Source organism: Marmoricola sp. Leaf446 (assembly GCF_001424755.1).
Taxonomy (GTDB): domain Bacteria; phylum Actinomycetota; class Actinomycetes; order Propionibacteriales; family Nocardioidaceae; genus Marmoricola.
This window is the reverse complement of the sequence record NZ_LMRF01000006.1, coordinates 674,418-693,014: the sequence shown is the minus strand read 5'-3', so window position 1 is coordinate 693,014 and position 18,597 is coordinate 674,418. Positions and strand designations below refer to the sequence as shown.

Below are 18,597 nucleotides of genomic sequence, written 5' to 3'. Positions count from 1 at the left end.
ACGTCGCCGGACAACTTTTTATACTGAGGGCCGCCCCCGGACATCCGGGGAGCGGCCCTCAGTTCTGTCATGCCCAGGGCACCGCGGCGTACGACGGACGGGGCTGTGTCCCTGTCAGGGGTCGCTGCGATGCTGTCGTAGGGTTGATCCTCTTCCCCCCGCACCCCCTGGAGCCGGTGAGCTCCGGGCGGTGGCTGGTGTCCTGCCGAGACTCCGCGAAAGGGCTGATCGCGCTCCATGTCCTCCCCCCGGGACGGCTTCGTCCACCTGCACAACCACACCGAGTACTCGATGCTCGACGGGGCGGCGCGGCTCGGTGACATGTTCGACCGGACCGCCGAGCTGGGCATGGACGCCATCGCCATGACCGACCACGGCAACGTGTTCGGGGCCTACGACTTCTGGTCGAAGGCGCGTGCGGCCGGGGTGAAGCCGATCATCGGCATGGAGGCCTACGCGACCCCCAACACCCCGCGCAACGTGCGCAAGCGGGTGCGGTGGAACGACGGCGGTGACGACGACGTCTCGGGCTCGGGCGCCTACACCCACATGACCCTCCTGGCCGAGACCACCGAGGGCATGCACAACCTGTTCCGGATGTCCTCGCAGGCCTACATCGACGGGTTCTTCTACAAGCCCCGCATCGACCGCGAGCTGCTCGCGCAGCACGGCAAGGGCATCATCGGCACGACCGGCTGCCCCTCCGGCGAGGTGCAGACGTGGCTGCGGATCGGGCAGTACGACAACGCCCGCCAGGCCGCCTCGGAGTTCCAGGACATCCTGGGCAAGGACAACTACTTCCTCGAGCTGATGGATCACGGGCTCGACATCGAGACCCGGGTCCGCGACGGCCTGCTGCGCCTGTCCCGGGACCTCGGCATCCCCCCGATCGCGACCAACGACTCCCACTACGTGCGCCAGGAGGACGCGGGGGCCCACGAGCACCTGCTGTGCGTCTCGTCCGGCAGCATGATGAGCGACCCCAAGCGGTTCCGCTTCAACGGTGACGGCTACTACGTCAAGTCGCCCGCGGAGATGCGTCACCTGTGGCGCGACCTCCCCGAGGCCTGCGACAACACGCTGCTGATCGCGCAGCGCTGCGACGTGGAGTTCAACGAGTCCGCCAACTACATGCCCGCCTTCCCGTGTCCCGAGGGCGAGGACGAGACCTCCTGGATGATCAAGGAGGTCGAGAAGGGCCTGCGCTACCGCTACCCGCAGGGCATCCCGGACGACGTGCGAGCCCGGGCCGACTTCGAGGTCGGCGTGATCACCCAGATGGGCTTCCCCGGCTACTTCCTCGTCGTGGCCGACTTCATCAACTGGGCCAAGGACAACGGCATCCGCGTCGGCCCCGGTCGTGGTTCGGGCGCCGGCTCGATGGTGGCGTACGCCATGCGCATCACCGACCTCGACCCGTTGGTGCACGGCCTGATCTTCGAGCGGTTCCTCAACCCCGACCGCGTCTCCATGCCCGACTTCGACATCGACTTCGACGAGCGTCGCCGCGGTGAGGTGATCCGCTACGTCACCGAGCGCTACGGCAGCGAGCGGGTCTCGATGATCGTCACCTACGGCACCATCAAGGCCAAGCAGGCGGTCAAGGACTCCTCCCGGATCCTCGGCTACCCCTTCGCGATGGGCGACCGGGTCACCAAGGCCATGCCGGCCGCGGTGATGGGCAAGGACATCCCGCTCAAGCAGCTCTTTGACCCCGCCCACAAGCGCTACAGCGAGGGTGGCGACTTCCGCTCGCTCTACGAGGGCGACCAGGACGTCCGCACGGTCGTGGACACGGCGATCGGCATCGAGGGTCTCAAGCGGCAGTGGGGCGTGCACGCGGCCGGCGTCATCATGTCCAGCGAGCCGATCCAGAACGTCATCCCCGTGCTCAAGCGCGAGGCCGACGGCGCGATCATCACGCAGTTCGACTACCCGACCTGCGAGAAGCTCGGCCTGATCAAGATGGACTTCCTCGGGTTGCGCAACCTGACGGTCCTCGACGACGCCCTGATCAACATCGAGAACAACCGCGGCGAGAAGGTCGTGCTCGAGGACCTCGAGCTGACCGACCCGGCGACGTACGCCCTGCTGCAGCGCGGCGACACCCTCGGCGTCTTCCAGCTCGACGGCGGCCCGATGCGGGCGCTGCTGCGCAGCATGCAGCCCGACGTGTTCGAGGACATCTCCGCGGTCGGTGCGCTCTACCGGCCCGGCCCGATGGGCGCCGATTCCCACAACAAGTACGCCCGCCGCAAGACCGGCCGCGAGCCGGTGGTGGCGATCCACCCCGAGCTCGAGGAGCCGCTGGCCGACGTCCTGGGCGAGACCTACGGGTTGATCGTCTACCAGGAGCAGGTGATGGCGATCGCGCAGAAGCTCGCCGGCTACTCCCTCGGACAGGCCGACATCTTGCGGCGCGCCATGGGCAAGAAGAAGAAGGAGGAGCTCGACAAGCAGTTCGCCGGCTTCTCCGCGGGCATGCAGGAGAGGGGCTACTCCGCCGCCGCGGTGAAGACGCTGTGGGACATCCTGCTGCCGTTCTCCGATTACGCCTTCAACAAGGCCCACTCCGCGGCGTACGGCGTGGTGTCGTACTGGACGGCCTACCTCAAGGCCAACTACCCGGCCGAGTACATGGCGGCGCTCCTGACCTCGGTCAAGGACGACAAGGACAAGATGGCGATCTACCTCAACGAGTGTCGCCGCATGAAGATCCAGGTGCTGCCGCCCGACGTCAACGAGTCGCAGGCCAACTTCACCCCGGTCGGGGAGGACATCCGCTTCGGCCTCACGGCCGTGCGCAACGTCGGCGCCAACGTGGTCGAGCAGATCATCGCCACCCGTCGCGAGAAGGGCCGCTTCACCGACTTCGCCGACTTCATGGGCAAGGTGCCCGCGCAGGTGTGCAACAAGCGGCTGGTGGAGTCGCTGGTCAAGGCCGGCGCCTACGACGAGATGAAGCACGGTCGACGTGCGCTGCTCGCCGTGCACGAGCAGGCGGTCGACCAGTACGTCGACATCAAGCGCAACGAGGCGATCGGCCAGGACTCGCTGTTCGGCGGTCTCGACGACGACGAGGGCGGCTTCGGCGTCAGCGTGGCCGTGCCCGACATCCCGGAGTGGGACAAGTCGACGCTGCTGGGCCACGAGCGCGAGATGCTCGGCCTCTACGTCTCCGACCACCCGCTGACCGGGCTCGAGCACGTGCTCTCCCAGGCGGCCGACTGCACCATCGGCCAGCTGCTGACCGACGAGGACCGGGGGGAGAACTCCCCGGCGACGATCTGCGGGCTGATCACGGCGGTCACCCGCAAGATCACCAAGACCGGCAACGCCTGGGCCATCGTCACCGTCGAGGACCTCGAGGGGGCGATCGACGTGCTGTTCTTCCCCAGCGACTACCAGCTCGCGGCCACGCTGCTGGTCGAGGACACCGTGGTGGCCGTGCAGGGACGCCTCGACCGGAGCAAGGACCAGCCCGAGCTGCGCGGCAAGACCGTCTCGACGCCGGTGATGGAGGAGCGCGGGGTCGGACCCGTCACGCTCAACCTGCCGGCCACGCGGTGCACGCCCCCCGTGGTGGAGCAGCTCAAGGAGGTGCTGAGGACCCACCCCGGCACGACCGAGGTCCGGCTCAAGCTGGTCGGCCGTCGCGGCACGCAGCTGCTCCGGCTCGACGACCGGTTGCGGGTCTCGGCCTCACCGGCGCTCTACGGCGACCTCAAGCACCTGCTCGGCCCGGGCTGCCTGGGGTGAGCCTGCGATGATCCCCCGGTGAGCACCGTGCACCAGGGGGCCCCCGTCGACCACGACCGGCCCGAGCCCGACGCGCCTCGACCGGCCACGCCGCGCGAGGTGCTCCTCGACGCCGTGGTGGTGCTGGTCTGGTCGCTGGTGGCAGGCGTGGTCGGCGCGCTGGTGTGGTGGCAGGCGACCCCGTTGCCGCAGGCGACCGCCACCCCCGACGGTCCCGCCCTCACGGCCGACGCGCTGGCCGGGCAGGTCGCCGTCGACGGCTGGTTCGCCGTCGTGGCCGTGGTCCTCGGACTGCTCAGCGGGCTGGTGCTCCTCGCCTGGCGGCGACGCGACCCGCTGCTCAGCGTGGCGCTCGTGGTGCTCGGCGCCGCGCTCGCGGCCCAGGTCGCCGTGCGCCTGGGCGAGGTGCTCGGCCCGGCCGATCCGGCGATCGTCCTCGACGGACGCGCCGAGGGCGCTCAGGCGCCGCTGCAGCTCGCGCTGCAGGCGCCCGGGCTGGTGTGGGTCTGGCCCGCCGCTGCGGCGCTGGGGGCGCTGCTCCACCTGTTCGTGCTGCGCCGCGACTAGCAGCGCGGCCGCTCAGCCGCTCGCCGAGGCGCGCGCCACCGGGGCCACGAGCGCTCCGGTCAGGGCGACCAGGTCGGCGGGGGCGAGGCCGAGGTCCAGGCCGCGCTTCCCGCCGCTGACGTAGACCGTCTCCCGCCCCGTGGCGGAGGCGTCGACCACGGTCTCCAGCCGGCTGCGCTGGCCCAGGGGCGAGATGCCGCCCACGACGTAGCCGGTGCTGCGCTCGGCCACAGCGGGATCGGCCATCGTGGCCCGCTTGCCGCCCACGGCCGCGGCCAGGGCCTTGAGGTCCAGCCGCGTCGAGACCGGGACGACCGCCACCACCAGGCGCCCGTCGACCTCGGCCACGAGCGTCTTGAGCACCGCGTCGGGGTCCAGTCCCAGCTGCTCGGCGGCCTCGAGGCCGAAGGAGGCGGCTGCGGGGTCGTGGACGTAGGGATGGCTGGTGAACGCCAGTCCCGCCCGCTCGAGGGCGATCGTGGCCGGCGTACCCCCGGCGCGTCGGCGTGCCACCGCGCTAGTTGGGCGACCAGCGGGTGCGGGCGACCTCGGTCGCCGGCAGCGAGGGGACCGCCCGCATCGCCCGCATCTCGTCGTGCAGGGTGTGGCGCAGCATGCCCAGCCGCTGCCGCGCGCTGTCGGCCTCGAGCAGCGCCTGGCGCTGCGGCAGGGTGAGCAGGCAGGTCGTGGCCAGCGCGTAGGAGAGGTACGCCGGGTCGTCGGGCATCTGACCGGCCAGCACCGGCCCGCCGCGCAGCTCGGAGAGCTGGTCGCGGTAGCGCTCGAAGGCCGCGAGCGTGCGCGCGGCCTCGACCTCGGCCTCCGGCTCGTCGGTGTCGCCGAGCAGCTCGACCTCCCCGCGCAGGAACGGCCCGCTGCTCTCGTGCTCGACCACCCGCAGCCGCTGCCGGCCGATCACCTCGATGTCGTAGCGACCGTCGTCGTAGGCCTCGGCCTCGGTCAGCTGGACGAGCGTGCCCACCCGGTGCACCGACTGCGCCCCGTGGTCGCCGACCTCGTAGCCCTCGCGGATCGCGACGACGCCGAAGACCCGGTCGAAGACCTCCTCGACCTCGAGCAGCTCGCGCACCATGGCGCGGTAGCGGTCCTCGAAGATGTGCAGCGGTGTCGCGACACCGGGGAACAGCACCGCGTTGAGCGGGAACAGCGGCACCGTCGTCACCCCGCCAACCTACGACGCGCACCGCGCTAGCGTGGCCAGGCGCACCCCGACATCGCTGGAGGCAGCTGTGGAGACCCGACGCCTGGGCCGGCTCGAGCACCGTTCGTCGGTGCTGGTCTACGGGGCGGCCTCGCTCGCAGAGGTCGACCAGGACACGGCCGACGCCTCGGTGGCCGAGGCACTGGCGGCCGGCATCAACCACGTCGACGTCGCCGCGGCGTACGGCGAGGCGGAGCTGCGGCTCGGCGCGATGATGGACCAGCTGCGCCCCCAGGTCTTCCTGGCGACCAAGACCGGCCTCCGCGACGAGGAGGAGGCCTGGGCGCAGATCAACCGATCGTTGGAGCGGCTGCGGACCGACCACGTCGACCTGCTGCAGCTGCACGAGGTGGGCAAGCTCGCCGACCTCGACCGCGTCACCGCCCAGCACGGGTCGCTGCGCGCGGCGGTGCGGGCCCGCGAGGAGGGGCTGGTGCGCGCCATCGGCATCACCGGGCACACCCACGAGGCGCCGGCCACGCACCTCGAGGCGCTGCGACGCTTCCCCTTCGACACCGTGCTCACGCCGCTCAACCGCACCCTGTCCCGCGTCCCGGGGTACGCCGAGGACTACGCCGCCCTGGTGGAGGCGGTCCGGGCCGACGACGTCGGGCTGATGACGATCAAGGCAGTGGCCCGTCGACCCTGGCCGGACGGGGAGCGCCGCTACGCCACCTGGTACGAGCCGCTCGACGAGCAGCCGCTCGTCACCGCCGCGGTCTCGTGGGTGCTCGACGACCACCCCGAGGTCACCGGCATCGCCACGGCGGGGGAGACCCGGCTGCTCCGCCAGGCGGTCCTGGCCGAGCGGCAGCGCCACGACCTGGCCGCCGGCGAGGCCGAGGCGACCCTCGACCGGCTGGGTGCGACCGACTACTCCACGCCCTTCGTGGGGGCCGACGCCTGACGGTGGGCGGGGGGAGAGCGGCGTCGTCGCGGGCACCTAGAATGGAGCCATGATCCGCCGCATCGACCTGCGGGACGGTGCCGCCGGCACCGATCCCGACTACCGCACCCTCGTGCCCCGCGCCGACTTCGACGTCGAGGCCGCGGTCCACGTGGTGCGTCCGATCTGCGACGACGTCCGCGACCGGGGCGTCGAGGCGATCCGGGAGTACTCCCGGAAGTTCGACCGCGTCGAGCAGACCGACATCACCGTGCCCCGCCAGGCGCTGCGCGACGCGCTGGCCGCGCTCGACCCGGCGATCCGGGCCGGGCTCGAGGAGTCCGTACGCCGGCTGCGGTTGACCTGCGAGGCCGAGCTCGAGTCCGACGTCGTCACCGACCTCGGCCCCGGCGCCCGGGTCACCCAGCGGCTGGTGCCCGTCGACCGCGTCGGCCTCTACGTGCCCGGCGGCGTGGCGCCGCTGGTCTCCAGCGTGCTGATGAACGTCGTCCCCGCCCAGGTGGCCGGGGTGGGCTCGATCGCGCTGACCAGCTCGCCGCAGGCCGACTTCGGCGGGCTGCCGCACCCCACGATCCTGGCGGCCTGCGAGCTGCTCGGCATCGAGGAGGTGTACGCCGTGGGCGGCGCCCAGGCGATCGCGATGTTCGCCCACGGGGCCGGCCCCTGCCGCCGCGTCGACCTGGTGACCGGTCCGGGCAACATCTACACCGTCTCGGCCAAGCGGCTGCTCAAGGGCATCGTGGGCATCGACTCCGAGGCCGGGCCGACCGAGATCGCGGTCCTGGCCGACGACACGGCGGACGCCGGCCACGTCGCCGCCGACCTGGTCAGCCAGGCCGAGCACGACCCCATGGCCGCCTCGGTGCTCGTCACCGACTCGCTGCGGCTGGCCGGCGAGGTCGAGGCCGCGCTGGACAAGCAGGTCGCCGCCACCCGCCACGTCGAGCGGGTTCGCACCGCGCTCACGGGCGAGCAGTCCGGCATCGTGCTGGTCGACGACGTCGAGCAGGGGCTGGCGGTCGTCAACGCCTACGCCGCGGAGCACACCGAGATCCAGACCGCCGACGCCGCCGCCGTGGCCCGCCGGGTCCGCAACGCGGGCGCGGTGTTCGTGGGCCCGTGGGCCCCGGTGTCGCTGGGCGACTACTGCGCCGGGTCCAACCACGTGCTGCCCACCGCCGGCTGCGCCTGCCACTCCTCGGGCCTGTCGGTCCGGTCCTTCCTGCGCGCGATCCACCTCGTGGAGTACTCCCGCGAGGCCCTCGACGAGGTCGCCGGCCACGTCACGACGCTGGCCCACGCCGAGGACCTCCCCGGCCACGCGGCCGCCGTCGACGTCCGGTTCGACCGGTGAGCACCACCACGCCCGCGAGCACGCCCACCCGTCCCGGCGACCTGTCCTGGGTGCCGCTGCGCGAGGAGCTCCGTGGCGCCGCGCCCTACGGCGCCCCGCAGCTCGACGTGCCCGTGCAGCTCAACGTCAACGAGAACCCCTACGGTCCCTCGGCCGCGGTGGTCGAGGACGTCGCCGCCTCCGTGGCCCGGGCCGCGACCACGCTCAACCGCTACCCCGACCGCGAGTTCGTCGAGCTGCGCGCGGGGCTGGCGGCCTACCTCAGCGCCGAGGCGGGGGTCGAGGTCGGCCCTGCGCAGGTGTGGGCGGCCAACGGCTCCAACGAGGTGATGCTGCAGCTGCTGCAGGCCTTCGGCGGGCCCGGCCGGACGGCGATCAGCTTCGCGCCGACGTACAGCATGTATCCCGAGTACGCCCGCGACGCGATGACCGGCTGGGTCGCGGGCCGTCGGCACGAGGACTTCAGCTTCGACCTCGCCGAGGCGCAGCGTCTGATCGCCGAGCACCGGCCCAGCGTCGTGCTGCTGCCCTCGCCCAACAACCCGACCGGCACCGCGCTGCCCCACGACGTGATCGGCACCCTGTGCGAGCTGGTCGGCGACACCGGCGTCGTGGTCATCGACGAGGCGTACGCCGAGTTCCGTCGCTCCGGCACGCCCTCGGCCCTCGAGCTGCTGCCCGCGCACCGCAACCTCGTCGTCACCCGCACGATGAGCAAGGCGTTCGCGCTGGCCGGCGCCCGGCTGGGCTACCTCGCCGCGGCGCCGGAGCTGTGCGACGCGCTGCGCGTCGTCCGGCTGCCCTACCACCTGTCCGCCGTCACCCAGGCGACCGCGCTCGCCGCGCTGCGTCACGCCGGGGAGCTGCTCGGCCGCGTCGAGGAGCTGCGCGCCGAGCGCGACCGCACCGTCACCTGGCTGCGCGAGCAGGGTCTCGAGGTCGCCGAGAGCGACGCCAACTTCGTGCTCTTCGGCCGCTTCGCCGATCGTCAGGACGTCTGGCAGCAGCTGCTGGACGCCGGTGTGCTGATCCGCGTCACCGGGCCCGAGGGCTGGCTGCGGGTCTCCATCGGCACCCCGGCCGAGATGCAGGCCTTCCGGAGCGCGCTCACCGCCGCGCTCGACACCACCACCGAAGGAGGCGGCCGATGAGCCGCACCGCCCGCATCGAGCGACGGACCAACGAGTCCTCGGTCGTCGTCGAGCTCGACCTCGACGGCTCCGGACGCACCGACATCGCCACCGGCGTCGGCTTCTACGACCACATGCTCGACGCCCTCGGTCGCCACTCGCTGATCGACCTCACCGTGCGCACCGAGGGCGACGTCCACATCGACGGCCACCACAGCATCGAGGACACCGCCATCGTCATCGGTGCCGCGCTGCGCGAGGCGCTGGGCGACAAGCGCGGCATCAAGCGCTACGGCGACGCGCTGGTGCCGCTCGACGAGGCGCTGGCGCAGGCCGTCGTCGACGTCTCCGGCCGGCCCTACTTCGTGCACTCCGGCGAACCCGACGGGCAGGTCTACGCCCTGATCGGCGGCTCCGGCGTGCCGTACGCCGGCTCGCTGACCGCCCACGTGCTGGAGTCGCTCGCCCACCACGCCGGCATCACCCTGCACGTCCGGGTGCTCGGAGGCCGCGACCCCCACCACATCGTGGAGGCGCAGTTCAAGGCCGTCGCCCGGGCGCTGCGTGACGCGGTCGCCCTCGACCCCCGCGAGACGGGCGTCCCCTCGACCAAGGGCACGCTCTGAGCGCGCCGCGCGTCACCGTCCTCGACTACGGCTCGGGCAACCTCCGCTCGGTCGTCCGGGCCGTGGAGCGGGCGGGTGCCGAGGTCGTGCTCAGCTCCGACCACGCCACCGCGATGGACGCCGACGGGCTCGTGGTGCCGGGTGTCGGCGCCTTCGCCGCGTGCATGGAGGGCCTGCGCGCCGTGCGCGGCCACGAGGTCATCGGCCGCCGGCTCGCCGGGGGCCGTCCCGTCCTCGGCATCTGCGTGGGGATGCAGATCCTCTTCGAGCGCGGCGTCGAGCACGGCGTGGAGACCGTCGGCTGCGACGAGTGGCCGGGCGTGGTCGAGCGGCTCCAGGCCCCGGTGGTGCCCCACATGGGATGGAACACCGTCGAGGTGCCCGAGGGGTCGCGGCTGTTCGCCGGCATCGAGGACGAGCGCTTCTACTTCGTGCACTCCTACGGCGTCCGCGACTGGACGCTGCAGACCAACGGCCGCACCCGCCCGCCCCTGGTCACCTGGGCCGAGCACGGGACGGCGGAGCAGCGCGACCGCTTCGTGGCCGCGGTCGAGAACGGCCCGCTGACCGCCACCCAGTTCCACCCCGAGAAGTCCGGCGACGCCGGCGCCGCGCTGCTGCGCAACTGGGTCGCGACCCTGCCGCACGCCTGACCCGCCCCACCGACCCGCCACCTGCGAAGGACACGATGACCCAGCACCCCGCCAGCCAGATCCCCGCGCCGCACCTCGAGCTGCTGCCCGCCGTCGACGTGGCCGGCGGACAGGCGGTCCAGCTGGTGCAGGGCGTCGCGGGCTCGGAGAAGCGCTTCGGCGACCCGGTCGAGGCGGCGCTGCGCTGGCAGCAGGCCGGGGCGGAGTGGATCCACCTCGTCGACCTCGACGCCGCCTTCGGTCGGGGCCACAACCGCGACCTTCTGGCCCGCATCGTCGGGACCCTCGACATCGACGTCGAGATGAGCGGCGGCATCCGTGACGACGAGTCCCTCGAGGCCGCGATGACCGCCGGCTGCCGCCGGGTCAACATCGGCACCGCCGCGCTCGAGCAGCCCGAGTGGTGCGCCCGGGCGATCGCCTCCCACGGCGACCGGGTCGCGGTGGGCCTCGACGTGCGCGGCCGCACCCTGGCCGCGCGCGGCTGGACCCAGGAGGGCGGCGACCTCTACGAGGTGCTCGCCCGGCTCGACGCCGAGGGCTGCGCCCGCTACGTCGTGACCGACGTCAACAAGGACGGGATGCTCCAGGGCCCCAACCTCGACCTGCTGCGCGCGGTCTGCGCCGAGACCGACCGCCCGGTGGTCGCCTCCGGCGGCATCACCGAGTTCGCCGACCTCGAGGCGCTGACCGGGCTGCTGGCCGACGGCGTCGAGGGCGCCATCGTGGGCACCGCCCTCTACGAGGGTCGCTTCACCCTGGCCGACGCCCTCGACCTCACCTGGCCCGACCGGCCGCGGCCGCCGGTCCAGCCCGAGGCCCCGCAGCCGTGAGCCTCGCCGTCCGCGTCATCCCGTGCCTCGACGTCGACGGGGGCCGGGTCGTCAAGGGCGTGAACTTCCAGTCGCTGCGCGACGCCGGCGACCCCGTCGAGCTGGCGCGTCTCTACGACGCCGAGGGGGCCGACGAGCTGACCTTCCTCGACATCTCCGCCTCCCACGAGGGCCGCTCGACGACGATGGAGATCGTGGCCGCCACGGCCGAGCAGGTCTTCATCCCGCTCACCGTCGGCGGCGGCGTCAGCAGCGTCGCCGACGTGGACCGGCTGCTGCGCTCCGGCGCCGACAAGGTGGCGGTCAACACCGCGGCGATCCGTCGCCCCGAGCTGGTCGCCGAGATCGCCGACCGGTTCGGCAACCAGGTGCTGGTCCTCTCCGTCGACGCCCGGCGCGCGCCCGGCACCGACTCCGGGTTCGAGGTCACCACCCACGGGGGTCGCACCTCGGCGGGCCTCGACGCCCTGGAGTGGGCGTCGCGCGCCGCCGAGCTCGGTGCCGGCGAGATCCTGCTCAACGCGATGGACGCCGACGGCACTCAGGACGGCTTCGACACCGAGCTGATCCGCGCCGTACGACGCGAGGTCGGGGTCCCCGTGATCGCCAGCGGGGGAGCCGGGCGGGTCGAGCACTTCGCCCCGGCGGTCGACGCCGGGGCCGACGCCGTCCTGGCCGCCACCGTCTTCCACTTCGGCACCCTGCGCATCGGCGAGGTCAAGGACGCCCTGCGCGACGCCGGCCACCCCGTCCGCTGACGCGGCGTCGTCCGTCCGGTGCCGGTTTCCCAGGTGATGAAGGGATACCGCCTCTCTGCACACCACGCGACGCGTGTGCAGAGGCAGATCGGGTTCACCACCTGGGAAACCGGACGCGGCCACCGAACGACCGAGAGCTAGGAGGCGTCCGGCACCCAGCACCAGCCGTACCGCTGCCCGTCGCGCCACTGCGGACGGGTCGGCCACTCGAAGGACCACGAGTAGCGCAGCGCCCCGTCGGCCCGCGACGCGGCGACGTCCTCGCAGGCGCTGTCGCCGCGGTCGGTGACGGCCGCGTCGAGGTAGCGCGCGTCCGCCGGCAGGTCGACGGTGTCGACCGCGCGCCAGCGGTGGGGGTCGGCGCAGGCGACGCGTCGGAAGCCGCGGGCGTCGGGGGCCGTGGTGCCGCAGGTGCCGAACCGGTCGAGCGCACGCGGACGGTCGAGCAGGCCGGCCAGGCGGGCGGGCAGCGGCAGTAGCCGGTCCTCGTCGCGGACCGCGACCACGTCGCAGCGGTAGCGGTCGGCCCCGGCGTCGGCCTGCTCCACCGACGGCGTGAACCACACCACCCGCAGCCGGCTCAGCCGTCGCGCGCTCTCGTCGCCACCGGCCCGCTCCAGAAGCGAGTCGGGGCAGGACCGGGCCACGCGGTCGCGGACCGTCACCGAGTCGACCGCGAGCAGGTGGCCCGACTCCAGCAGCGGCAGCATGCCCACCTTCACGGTCACCGCGGTGTGCGGGCCGCGGCACGCGACCGGTGACGTCGCGTCGACCGGAGCCGTGGCCCGGACCAGCGTCAGCGACCGGCACTCGCCCACCGCAGGGGCCGCGGGGGTCGCGGCCGCGCTGGGGGAGGCGGACGACGAGCCGCCCGACGAGGTCGGCGACGACCCGGACGACGACCCGGACGAGCCGGACCCGCCCGCGCAGCCCGTGAGCAGGACGGCGGCGAGCAGGACGGCGGCGAGCAGGGCGGCGGCGAGCAGGGCGGACGGCGCGGTCAGCAGGCGCGAGACCGCGGGCCTCATCGGTCGGTCTTCGCCCAGCAGATCGACCGCCGGTTGCCCGCCTGCCACTCGCCCTGCTTGAACCACGTGAAGCCGAACTCGTAGTCGACCGGGTAGTTCATCCAGGCCCCGACCGAGTCGGAGCAGAAGTCGCGGGTGCGGACCTGGGTGAGCCGCTCGCCGGGGTAGGGGTCGCCCTCGTCGCCCAGCTTGATGGTGGTCACGGCCCGCCAGTCGTGCTCCTCCGAGCACGGGACCTTGGTCGACCCGAGGACGGTGGCGCCGGTCGCGCAGGTCAGCCACTCCTCCGGGGGCTTGGCCCGGAACAGGCCCTTCGCCGGGTCGGGCAGCGCGCGGTAGGCGGCGCTCTCGGTGGTCCCGCCGACCAGGTCGCAGCGGTACCACCGGGCACCGTCGTCCCAGGCGTCCTCGGAGGGGCGGAACCACGCCCAGCTCAGCTGGATCCGCATGGCCAGGCTCTCGTCGACGCCGAGGAACTTCTCGAAGGCGGCCTCGCAGCGGGGGTAGATCCACTTGCCGTGGCCCCGGTCGTCGTAGCCGTCTCCCGTGGAGTCGGGCAGCGTGCCGATGGCGAAGGTCTGCGCCGTGTGCTCGGTCCCGCACGCCACCGGCTCGTCGTCGTTGCTGGGGCTCTCGACGTCCTCGGGGGCGAGCCGGTAGCACGCGCCGAGCTCCGGCGGGTCGGAGCGGTCGGAGGCCGCCTTGGGCGCGAGGGGCGCCGAGGAGCAGGCGGAGAGCAGCAGCCCCAGCGCGAGCAGCAGGAGCGGGGCGGCGCGCCGGTCGTGCCGGAGTGCCCCGGTCGGGTGCTGCGTCACCGGGTCCCCTCTCGGTCGTGGCGGTGCGGCGATGCTACCGCCAGGTCACCTCGCGCGACGCAACTCCACCTACCTCGTCCACCACCCGGTCGACGGTCTTTTCCGCACCCGGCCGTCACCCCTCTAGACCGGGTCCCAGGACACGGTCGTGCACCGAGCGCACGGGCGTCGCGACCCCTAGGCTCCCCTCGACGTTGCAGGCGTGCGGACGGGGGACGGGTGAAGGGCGTCATCTTGAACCTCGTGGAGGAGGCCGTGGTGCGGGAGCACGGCGACGACGTCTGGGACACGTTGCTCGAGCGCGCCGGCGTCGAGGGCGCGTGGACCAGCCTCGGCACCTACCCCGATGACGAGCTGCCGCTGCTGGTCGAGGTCGGTGCACAGCTGTTCGACGTCGAGCCCGAGGAGCTCGCCCGCGACCTCGGCCGCCACGCCGCGCAGGGCCTGGCCCAGCGGCACCCCGAGCACTTCGCCCGCTGCGGCGACACCCTCGGCTTCCTGCGCACCCTCGACGACGTGATCCACCGCGAGGTCCGCAAGCTCCACCCCGACGCCTCGCCGCCCCGGTTCTCCTTCACCGAGGTGGAGGGCACCGCGCCCGGGGGCGGGCGTGCGATGGACGTGCACTACCGCTCCGCGCGGCGGCTGTGCTGGCTCGCCGTGGGCATGATCGAGGGCACCGGGATCGTCTACGGTGAGCCGACCGAGGTGCGCCACGAGGCGTGCCAGCTCGATGACGCGCCCCACTGCACGCTGCGCGTGACGACGAGAACAGGCTGATCGACCGCATGGAACTGCTCTCCTCCACGACCTCCGGATCGACCGATCCCGCGAGCGAGGTACGCCGCCTGCGCCGCCAGCTCCGGCGCGAGCAGGTCCGTCGCCAGGCCGCCGAGTCCATCGGCGAGCAGGCCACCGCCGACCTCTACGACTCCGTGCGCGAGCTGCGCAGCGCCCAGACCGAGCTGCTCGAGAAGGCCGACCAGGACCGTGTCGTCGCCGAGCTGGCCCGGGCCCTGCGCCAGGACTTCGACACCGCCCAGGTCGTCAACCGCGCCGCCGAGTCGGTCGGCCAGGCCACGATGGTCGACCGCTGCGACGTGCTGCTCGTCGACGCCGACCGGTACTCCGCGGTCCGCGGCTCCTGGACCGGCTCGGAGGAGGCGGCGGCGCTGCCGCAGCCCGCGTCGTTCGTCGACCTGCCCGAGCCGCTCACCTCGCTGCTCCTGGAGGCGGCCCAGCAGCTGACCCCGCTCCAGGTCGCGCACGTCGGTCAGGACGACCGGCTCGGTGCGGCCGGTTCCGCCGAGGTCCTCAGCGCGCTGGGCGTGCTGGCGCTCGCCGCGGTGCCGATCGCGGTCGGCGACGAGGTGGTCGGCTGGTTGCTGCTGTCCTCGATCCGGCCGCGCGGGTGGCAGCCCCGCGAGATCGCCATCTGCCAGGGCGTCTCCCACGACCTGGTGGCCTCCCTGGTGCAGGTGCAGGCCTTCGAGCAGCAACGCGAGTCCGTACGCCGCCTCGAGGAGCTCGACCGGGCCAAGGACGCCTTCATCTCCACCGTCAGCCACGAGCTGCGCACGCCGCTGACCAGCATCGTCGGCTACCTGGAGATGATGAGCGAGGGCGGGATGGGCGAGCTCAGCGAGGACGTCTCGCAGGGCATCACCATCATCGAGCGCAACGTCGGGCGGCTGCGGTCGCTGGTCGAGGACCTGCTGGCCCTCTCGGCGTACGACGCGGAGCAGGTCCACCTCGACATGCGACCCCTCGACCTCGGTCTGGTCGTCGCCGACTGCCAGCAGACGCTGGCGCCCGCGACCCACGCCAAGCAGCTCGAGCTGGCGCTGGTCACCGAGGCGTCGCTGCCGGCGGTGCTCGGTGACCGGACCCAGCTGGAGCGGGTGGTGCTCAACCTGCTCAACAACGCGGTGAAGTTCAGCCACGACGGCGGCGTGGTGACGGTGCGGCTCAATCTCGAGGACGAGCAGGTCGTGATGCGGGTCGTCGACCGCGGCATCGGGATCCCGCTCGCCGAGCAGGACCGGCTGTTCTCGCGCTTCTTCCGCTCCTCGCTCTCGGTCGCCGACGAGATCCAGGGCACCGGCCTGGGCCTGGCGCTGGTGCAGTCGGTCGTGGAGTGGCACGCCGGCACCGTCGAGGTCGAGTCCGCCGAGGGGCAGGGCACGACGGTCGTGGTCCGTCTCCCGCAGGCGCCCCGACCGGCCGGCACCCGCGGCTGATCCAGCCCCCTGGGCGGCCGGGCACCGGCGTGGCAGGGTGAGGCGGGCCACGTCCGGCCGCCGGGTCGCGTCGGCCCGGCGTTCGGGCCCCACGGCCCCGGCGCGACACCCGGGAGCGGTGCACTGCCGCCCCGACCCGCCCCTGGAGGAACCCGTGGCCACACCGCTCCCCGGCACCACCGGCCGCCGCGTCGTGCCCGTCCTGGCCCTGGCGCTGGGGCTCGCCGGCCTCGCGCTCCCCGCCGCCGGGGCGGCGTCCGACCCGGTCTCCGCCGCGACCACCGCCGCGACCACCGCCGCGACCACCGCCGCGACCACCGCCGCGACCACCGCCGCGTCCACCGCCCCGTCGGCCGGCGGCAGCAGCCGCACGCTGCGCTCCGTGGTCCGCTACGTCGACCCGCTGATCGGCACGGCCAACGGCGGCAACACCTATCCCGGTGCGGTGCGGCCGTTCGGGATGCTGTCGTGGTCGCCGACCAGCACGAGGGGCGACCAGACCGACACCGGCGCCGCCAACGGCTACCAGTACGACACCACCCGGATGCGCGGCTTCGCGCTCACCCACGTCAACGGCGCCGGGTGCCACCCCGGTGCGGCCGGCGACGTGCCGATCTTCCCGCACGTCGGGGCGATGACGGTCTCGCCCAGCGCCGACAGCACGGACGCGACGTACGCCAGCGACTTCTCCCACGCCGACGAGGTGGCCGAGCCCGGCCGCTACGCCCTCGGGCTGGCCAACGGCGTCCGCACCGACTTCGCGGCCACGACCCGCGCGGGCGTCGGCACCCTGGCCTTCCCCCGCGGGAAGGAGGCCAACCTGCTGTTCCGCGTGTCCAACTCGCTCAACGGCAGCGAGGACGCCGACGTGCGGATCGACCGTCGGGCCCGCACCGTCAGCGGCTCGGTGCTCACCGGCGGGTTCTGCAGCCGTCGCGCCAACGGCGGCGGCAGCAACAAGTACTCCTACTACCGGCTGCACTTCACCGCGCACTTCGACCGGGCCTTCGCCCGCACCGGCACCTGGGTCGACGGGGCGCTGCGACCGGGCACCACCTCGGCGAGCGGGGGCGAGGGCTACGAGACCGGTGCACTGCGCCGCGGCCGCGGCTCGGGCGGGTACGTCGGCTTCGACACGACGCGCCGCGGCCCGGTGACGATGCGCGTCGGGCTGTCCTACACCAGCGCCCGGGCGGCCGAGGCCAACCTGCGCGAGGAGGTCGGGCGACGTGCCACCGTCCGCTCCGTCGCGGCCCGGGGCACCCGGGCCTGGGAGGCGCAGCTGCGTCGCATCGAGGTGGCCGGGGGCACCCGGGGCGAGCGCACGGCGTTCTACACCTCGCTCTACCACGCGGCGCTGGAGCCCAACGTCACCAGCGACGTGGCCGGCACCTATCCCGGCGCCGACCGCTCGGTGCGCCGGCTCGTGCGCGGCCAGCGCGCGCAGTACGGCAACTTCTCGGGCTGGGACCAGTACCGCGCGCACACCCAGCTGCTGGCCCTGCTGAACCCCCGTGTGGCGGGCGACTTCGCCCAGTCGCTGCTCAACCTGTCGCGGCAGCGCGGCGGGGTCTGGGACCGGTGGGTGCACGTCAACGGCGCCACCCGGGTGATGACGGGCGACCCGAGCGGACCCACGCTGGCCGGGATGCACGCGCTGGGCGTGCGCAACTTCGAGGTCCGCGCCGCCCTCGACTCGCTCGTCAGGCAGGCCAGCGTGCCGCACCCCGACGGCCTGTCCGACTACGGCTGCCCCGGTCAGTGCGCCGGGATGCGACCCAACCTGGCGGAGTACCTCCGGCTCCGCTACGCACCCCAGGACGACTGCCACTGCTGGGGCGGGGCGGCCGAGACCCTGGAGGACGCCGCGGCCGACTACGGCCTCTCGGACTGGGCCGGGCGCCTGGGTCGCACGGCCACGCAGCGCCGCTTCGCGGAGCGGGCCGGGTGGTGGGAGAACACCTTCGACCGGGACGCGACCCCGGAGGGCGGCTACCAGCGGGCGAGGAACGCCGACGGCTCCTGGCTGGCGCCCTTCACCCCGGCGACCGGCGAGGGCTTCGCGCAGGGCACGTCGGCGACGTACACCTGGATGGTGCAGCACGACGTGCAGCGACTGGCCACCCTGATGGGTGGGCGGTCGCGCGCGGCGCAACGGCTCGACGCCTTCTTCCGCACCCCCGACGGCGGCTGGTCGACCACGGTCGACCCGCTGCGCTACGACCCGACCAACGAGCCCGGCATCCACACCCCGTGGCTCTACAACGCGCTCGGCCAGCCCTGGAAGACCCAGGAGACGGTGCGGGCCTACCTCCGGCTCGTCTACGGCACCGGGCCCACGGGCCTCCCGGGCAACGACGACCTCGGCACCATGTCGGCGTGGTACGTCTGGGGCGCGCTGGGGATGTATCCCCAGACCCCCAGCCGCGGCGAGGTGCTGCTCTCGAGCCCGACCTTCACCCTGGCCCGGATCCACCGCGGCAACGGCCGCACGATCACGGTCCGGGCGCCGGAGGCCTCCGCGCGCGCGGTCTACGTCGAGGGCCTGCGCGTGGGCGGCCGCCCGACGACCCGCAGCTGGCTGCCGGCCTCCGTGCTCAACCGGGGCGGGGAGCTGCGCTACGACCTCTCCACCCGGCCCGACGAGCGCTGGGGGACCGGTGCCCGCGACCTGCCCGTGGACCACGGCCGCTGAGCTGCGGGTA

At 73.3% G+C, this 18,597-nt stretch carries 16 protein-coding genes; 12 read left to right on the top strand and 4 right to left on the bottom strand.

Translation table 11 applies throughout. The annotated features are described in order from the left end of the window. Positions 1–237 precede the first annotated feature (237 nt). Positions 238–3,759, top strand: a complete 3,522-nt coding sequence (gene dnaE, locus ASG49_RS18050; protein WP_056544803.1) for a DNA polymerase III subunit alpha — start codon at positions 238–240, stop codon at positions 3,757–3,759. Positions 3,760–3,777: 18 nt separating this feature from the next. Next, the gene (locus ASG49_RS18045; RefSeq protein WP_056544800.1) at positions 3,778–4,326 is read left to right on the top strand and encodes a hypothetical protein; all 549 of its coding nucleotides are present in this window, start codon (positions 3,778–3,780) and stop codon (positions 4,324–4,326) included. A gap of 12 nt (positions 4,327–4,338) precedes the next feature. Here ASG49_RS18045 and ybaK read toward each other — a convergent pair whose 3' ends face one another. Then, entirely contained in the window at positions 4,339–4,839 is a 501-nt protein-coding gene (gene ybaK, locus ASG49_RS18040; protein WP_056544797.1) for a Cys-tRNA(Pro) deacylase, read from the bottom strand. Between the two features lie 4 nt (positions 4,840–4,843). After that, positions 4,844–5,509, bottom strand: coding sequence for an LON peptidase substrate-binding domain-containing protein (locus tag ASG49_RS18035; protein WP_056544793.1), 666 nt, complete (start codon positions 5,507–5,509; stop codon positions 4,844–4,846). Positions 5,510–5,576: 67 nt separating this feature from the next. On the opposite strand from ASG49_RS18035, the gene ASG49_RS18030 reads away from it, so the two are divergent. Genes ASG49_RS18030 through hisF form a run of 7 tightly spaced genes read left to right on the top strand, consistent with a single transcriptional unit; the run spans position 5,577 to position 11,809 of the window. After that, the gene (locus ASG49_RS18030; protein ID WP_056544790.1) at positions 5,577–6,455 is read left to right on the top strand and encodes an aldo/keto reductase; all 879 of its coding nucleotides are present in this window, start codon (positions 5,577–5,579) and stop codon (positions 6,453–6,455) included. A 49-nt stretch (positions 6,456–6,504) separates the two neighbouring features. Beyond that, positions 6,505–7,809: a histidinol dehydrogenase gene (hisD, locus tag ASG49_RS18025; protein WP_056544786.1), complete on the top strand. Its 1,305-nt coding sequence runs from the start codon at positions 6,505–6,507 to the stop codon at positions 7,807–7,809. Further along, on the top strand, positions 7,806–8,960 hold the full coding sequence (locus ASG49_RS18020; RefSeq protein ID WP_369814238.1) for a histidinol-phosphate transaminase: 1,155 nt from the start codon (positions 7,806–7,808) through the stop codon (positions 8,958–8,960). The genes hisD and ASG49_RS18020 overlap by 4 nt, the downstream gene beginning before the upstream one ends. Then, positions 8,957–9,565, top strand: coding sequence for an imidazoleglycerol-phosphate dehydratase HisB (gene hisB / locus ASG49_RS18015; RefSeq protein WP_056544784.1), 609 nt, complete (start codon positions 8,957–8,959; stop codon positions 9,563–9,565). Before ASG49_RS18020 ends, hisB begins: the two co-directional genes overlap by 4 nt. Continuing rightward, the gene (gene hisH, locus ASG49_RS18010; protein ID WP_056544781.1) at positions 9,562–10,218 is read left to right on the top strand and encodes an imidazole glycerol phosphate synthase subunit HisH; all 657 of its coding nucleotides are present in this window, start codon (positions 9,562–9,564) and stop codon (positions 10,216–10,218) included. Before hisB ends, hisH begins: the two co-directional genes overlap by 4 nt. 35 nt (positions 10,219–10,253) lie before the next feature. Then, positions 10,254–11,051: a bifunctional 1-(5-phosphoribosyl)-5-((5-phosphoribosylamino)methylideneamino)imidazole-4-carboxamide isomerase/phosphoribosylanthranilate isomerase PriA gene (gene priA / locus ASG49_RS18005; protein WP_056544778.1), complete on the top strand. Its 798-nt coding sequence runs from the start codon at positions 10,254–10,256 to the stop codon at positions 11,049–11,051. Continuing rightward, positions 11,048–11,809 carry an imidazole glycerol phosphate synthase subunit HisF gene (gene hisF, locus ASG49_RS18000; protein ID WP_056544774.1) on the top strand — a complete coding sequence of 254 codons (762 nt, stop codon included), beginning with the start codon at positions 11,048–11,050 and terminating at the stop codon, positions 11,807–11,809. The genes priA and hisF overlap by 4 nt, the downstream gene beginning before the upstream one ends. Positions 11,810–11,946: 137 nt before the next feature. Here hisF and ASG49_RS17995 read toward each other — a convergent pair whose 3' ends face one another. Together ASG49_RS17995 and ASG49_RS17990 are read right to left on the bottom strand one after the other, a co-directional pair. After that, a complete protein-coding gene (locus tag ASG49_RS17995; RefSeq protein ID WP_056544771.1) occupies positions 11,947–12,837 on the bottom strand; it encodes a septum formation family protein in 891 nt (296 codons plus the stop codon). Next, entirely contained in the window at positions 12,834–13,652 is an 819-nt protein-coding gene (locus ASG49_RS17990; protein ID WP_056544768.1) for a septum formation family protein, read from the bottom strand. The genes ASG49_RS17995 and ASG49_RS17990 overlap by 4 nt, the downstream gene beginning before the upstream one ends. A gap of 219 nt (positions 13,653–13,871) precedes the next feature. On the opposite strand from ASG49_RS17990, the gene ASG49_RS17985 reads away from it, so the two are divergent. The 3 genes from ASG49_RS17985 (at position 13,872) to ASG49_RS17975 (ending at position 18,587) form a co-directional block, all read left to right on the top strand. Then, the gene (locus ASG49_RS17985) at positions 13,872–14,432 is read left to right on the top strand and encodes a heme NO-binding domain-containing protein (RefSeq protein WP_056544765.1); all 561 of its coding nucleotides are present in this window, start codon (positions 13,872–13,874) and stop codon (positions 14,430–14,432) included. Positions 14,433–14,440: 8 nt separating this feature from the next. Continuing rightward, a complete protein-coding gene (locus ASG49_RS17980; protein ID WP_056544762.1) occupies positions 14,441–15,892 on the top strand; it encodes a cell wall metabolism sensor histidine kinase WalK in 1,452 nt (483 codons plus the stop codon). A 154-nt stretch (positions 15,893–16,046) separates the two neighbouring features. Beyond that, positions 16,047–18,587: a GH92 family glycosyl hydrolase gene (locus ASG49_RS17975; RefSeq protein ID WP_056544760.1), complete on the top strand. Its 2,541-nt coding sequence runs from the start codon at positions 16,047–16,049 to the stop codon at positions 18,585–18,587. Positions 18,588–18,597: the final 10 nt, after the last annotated feature.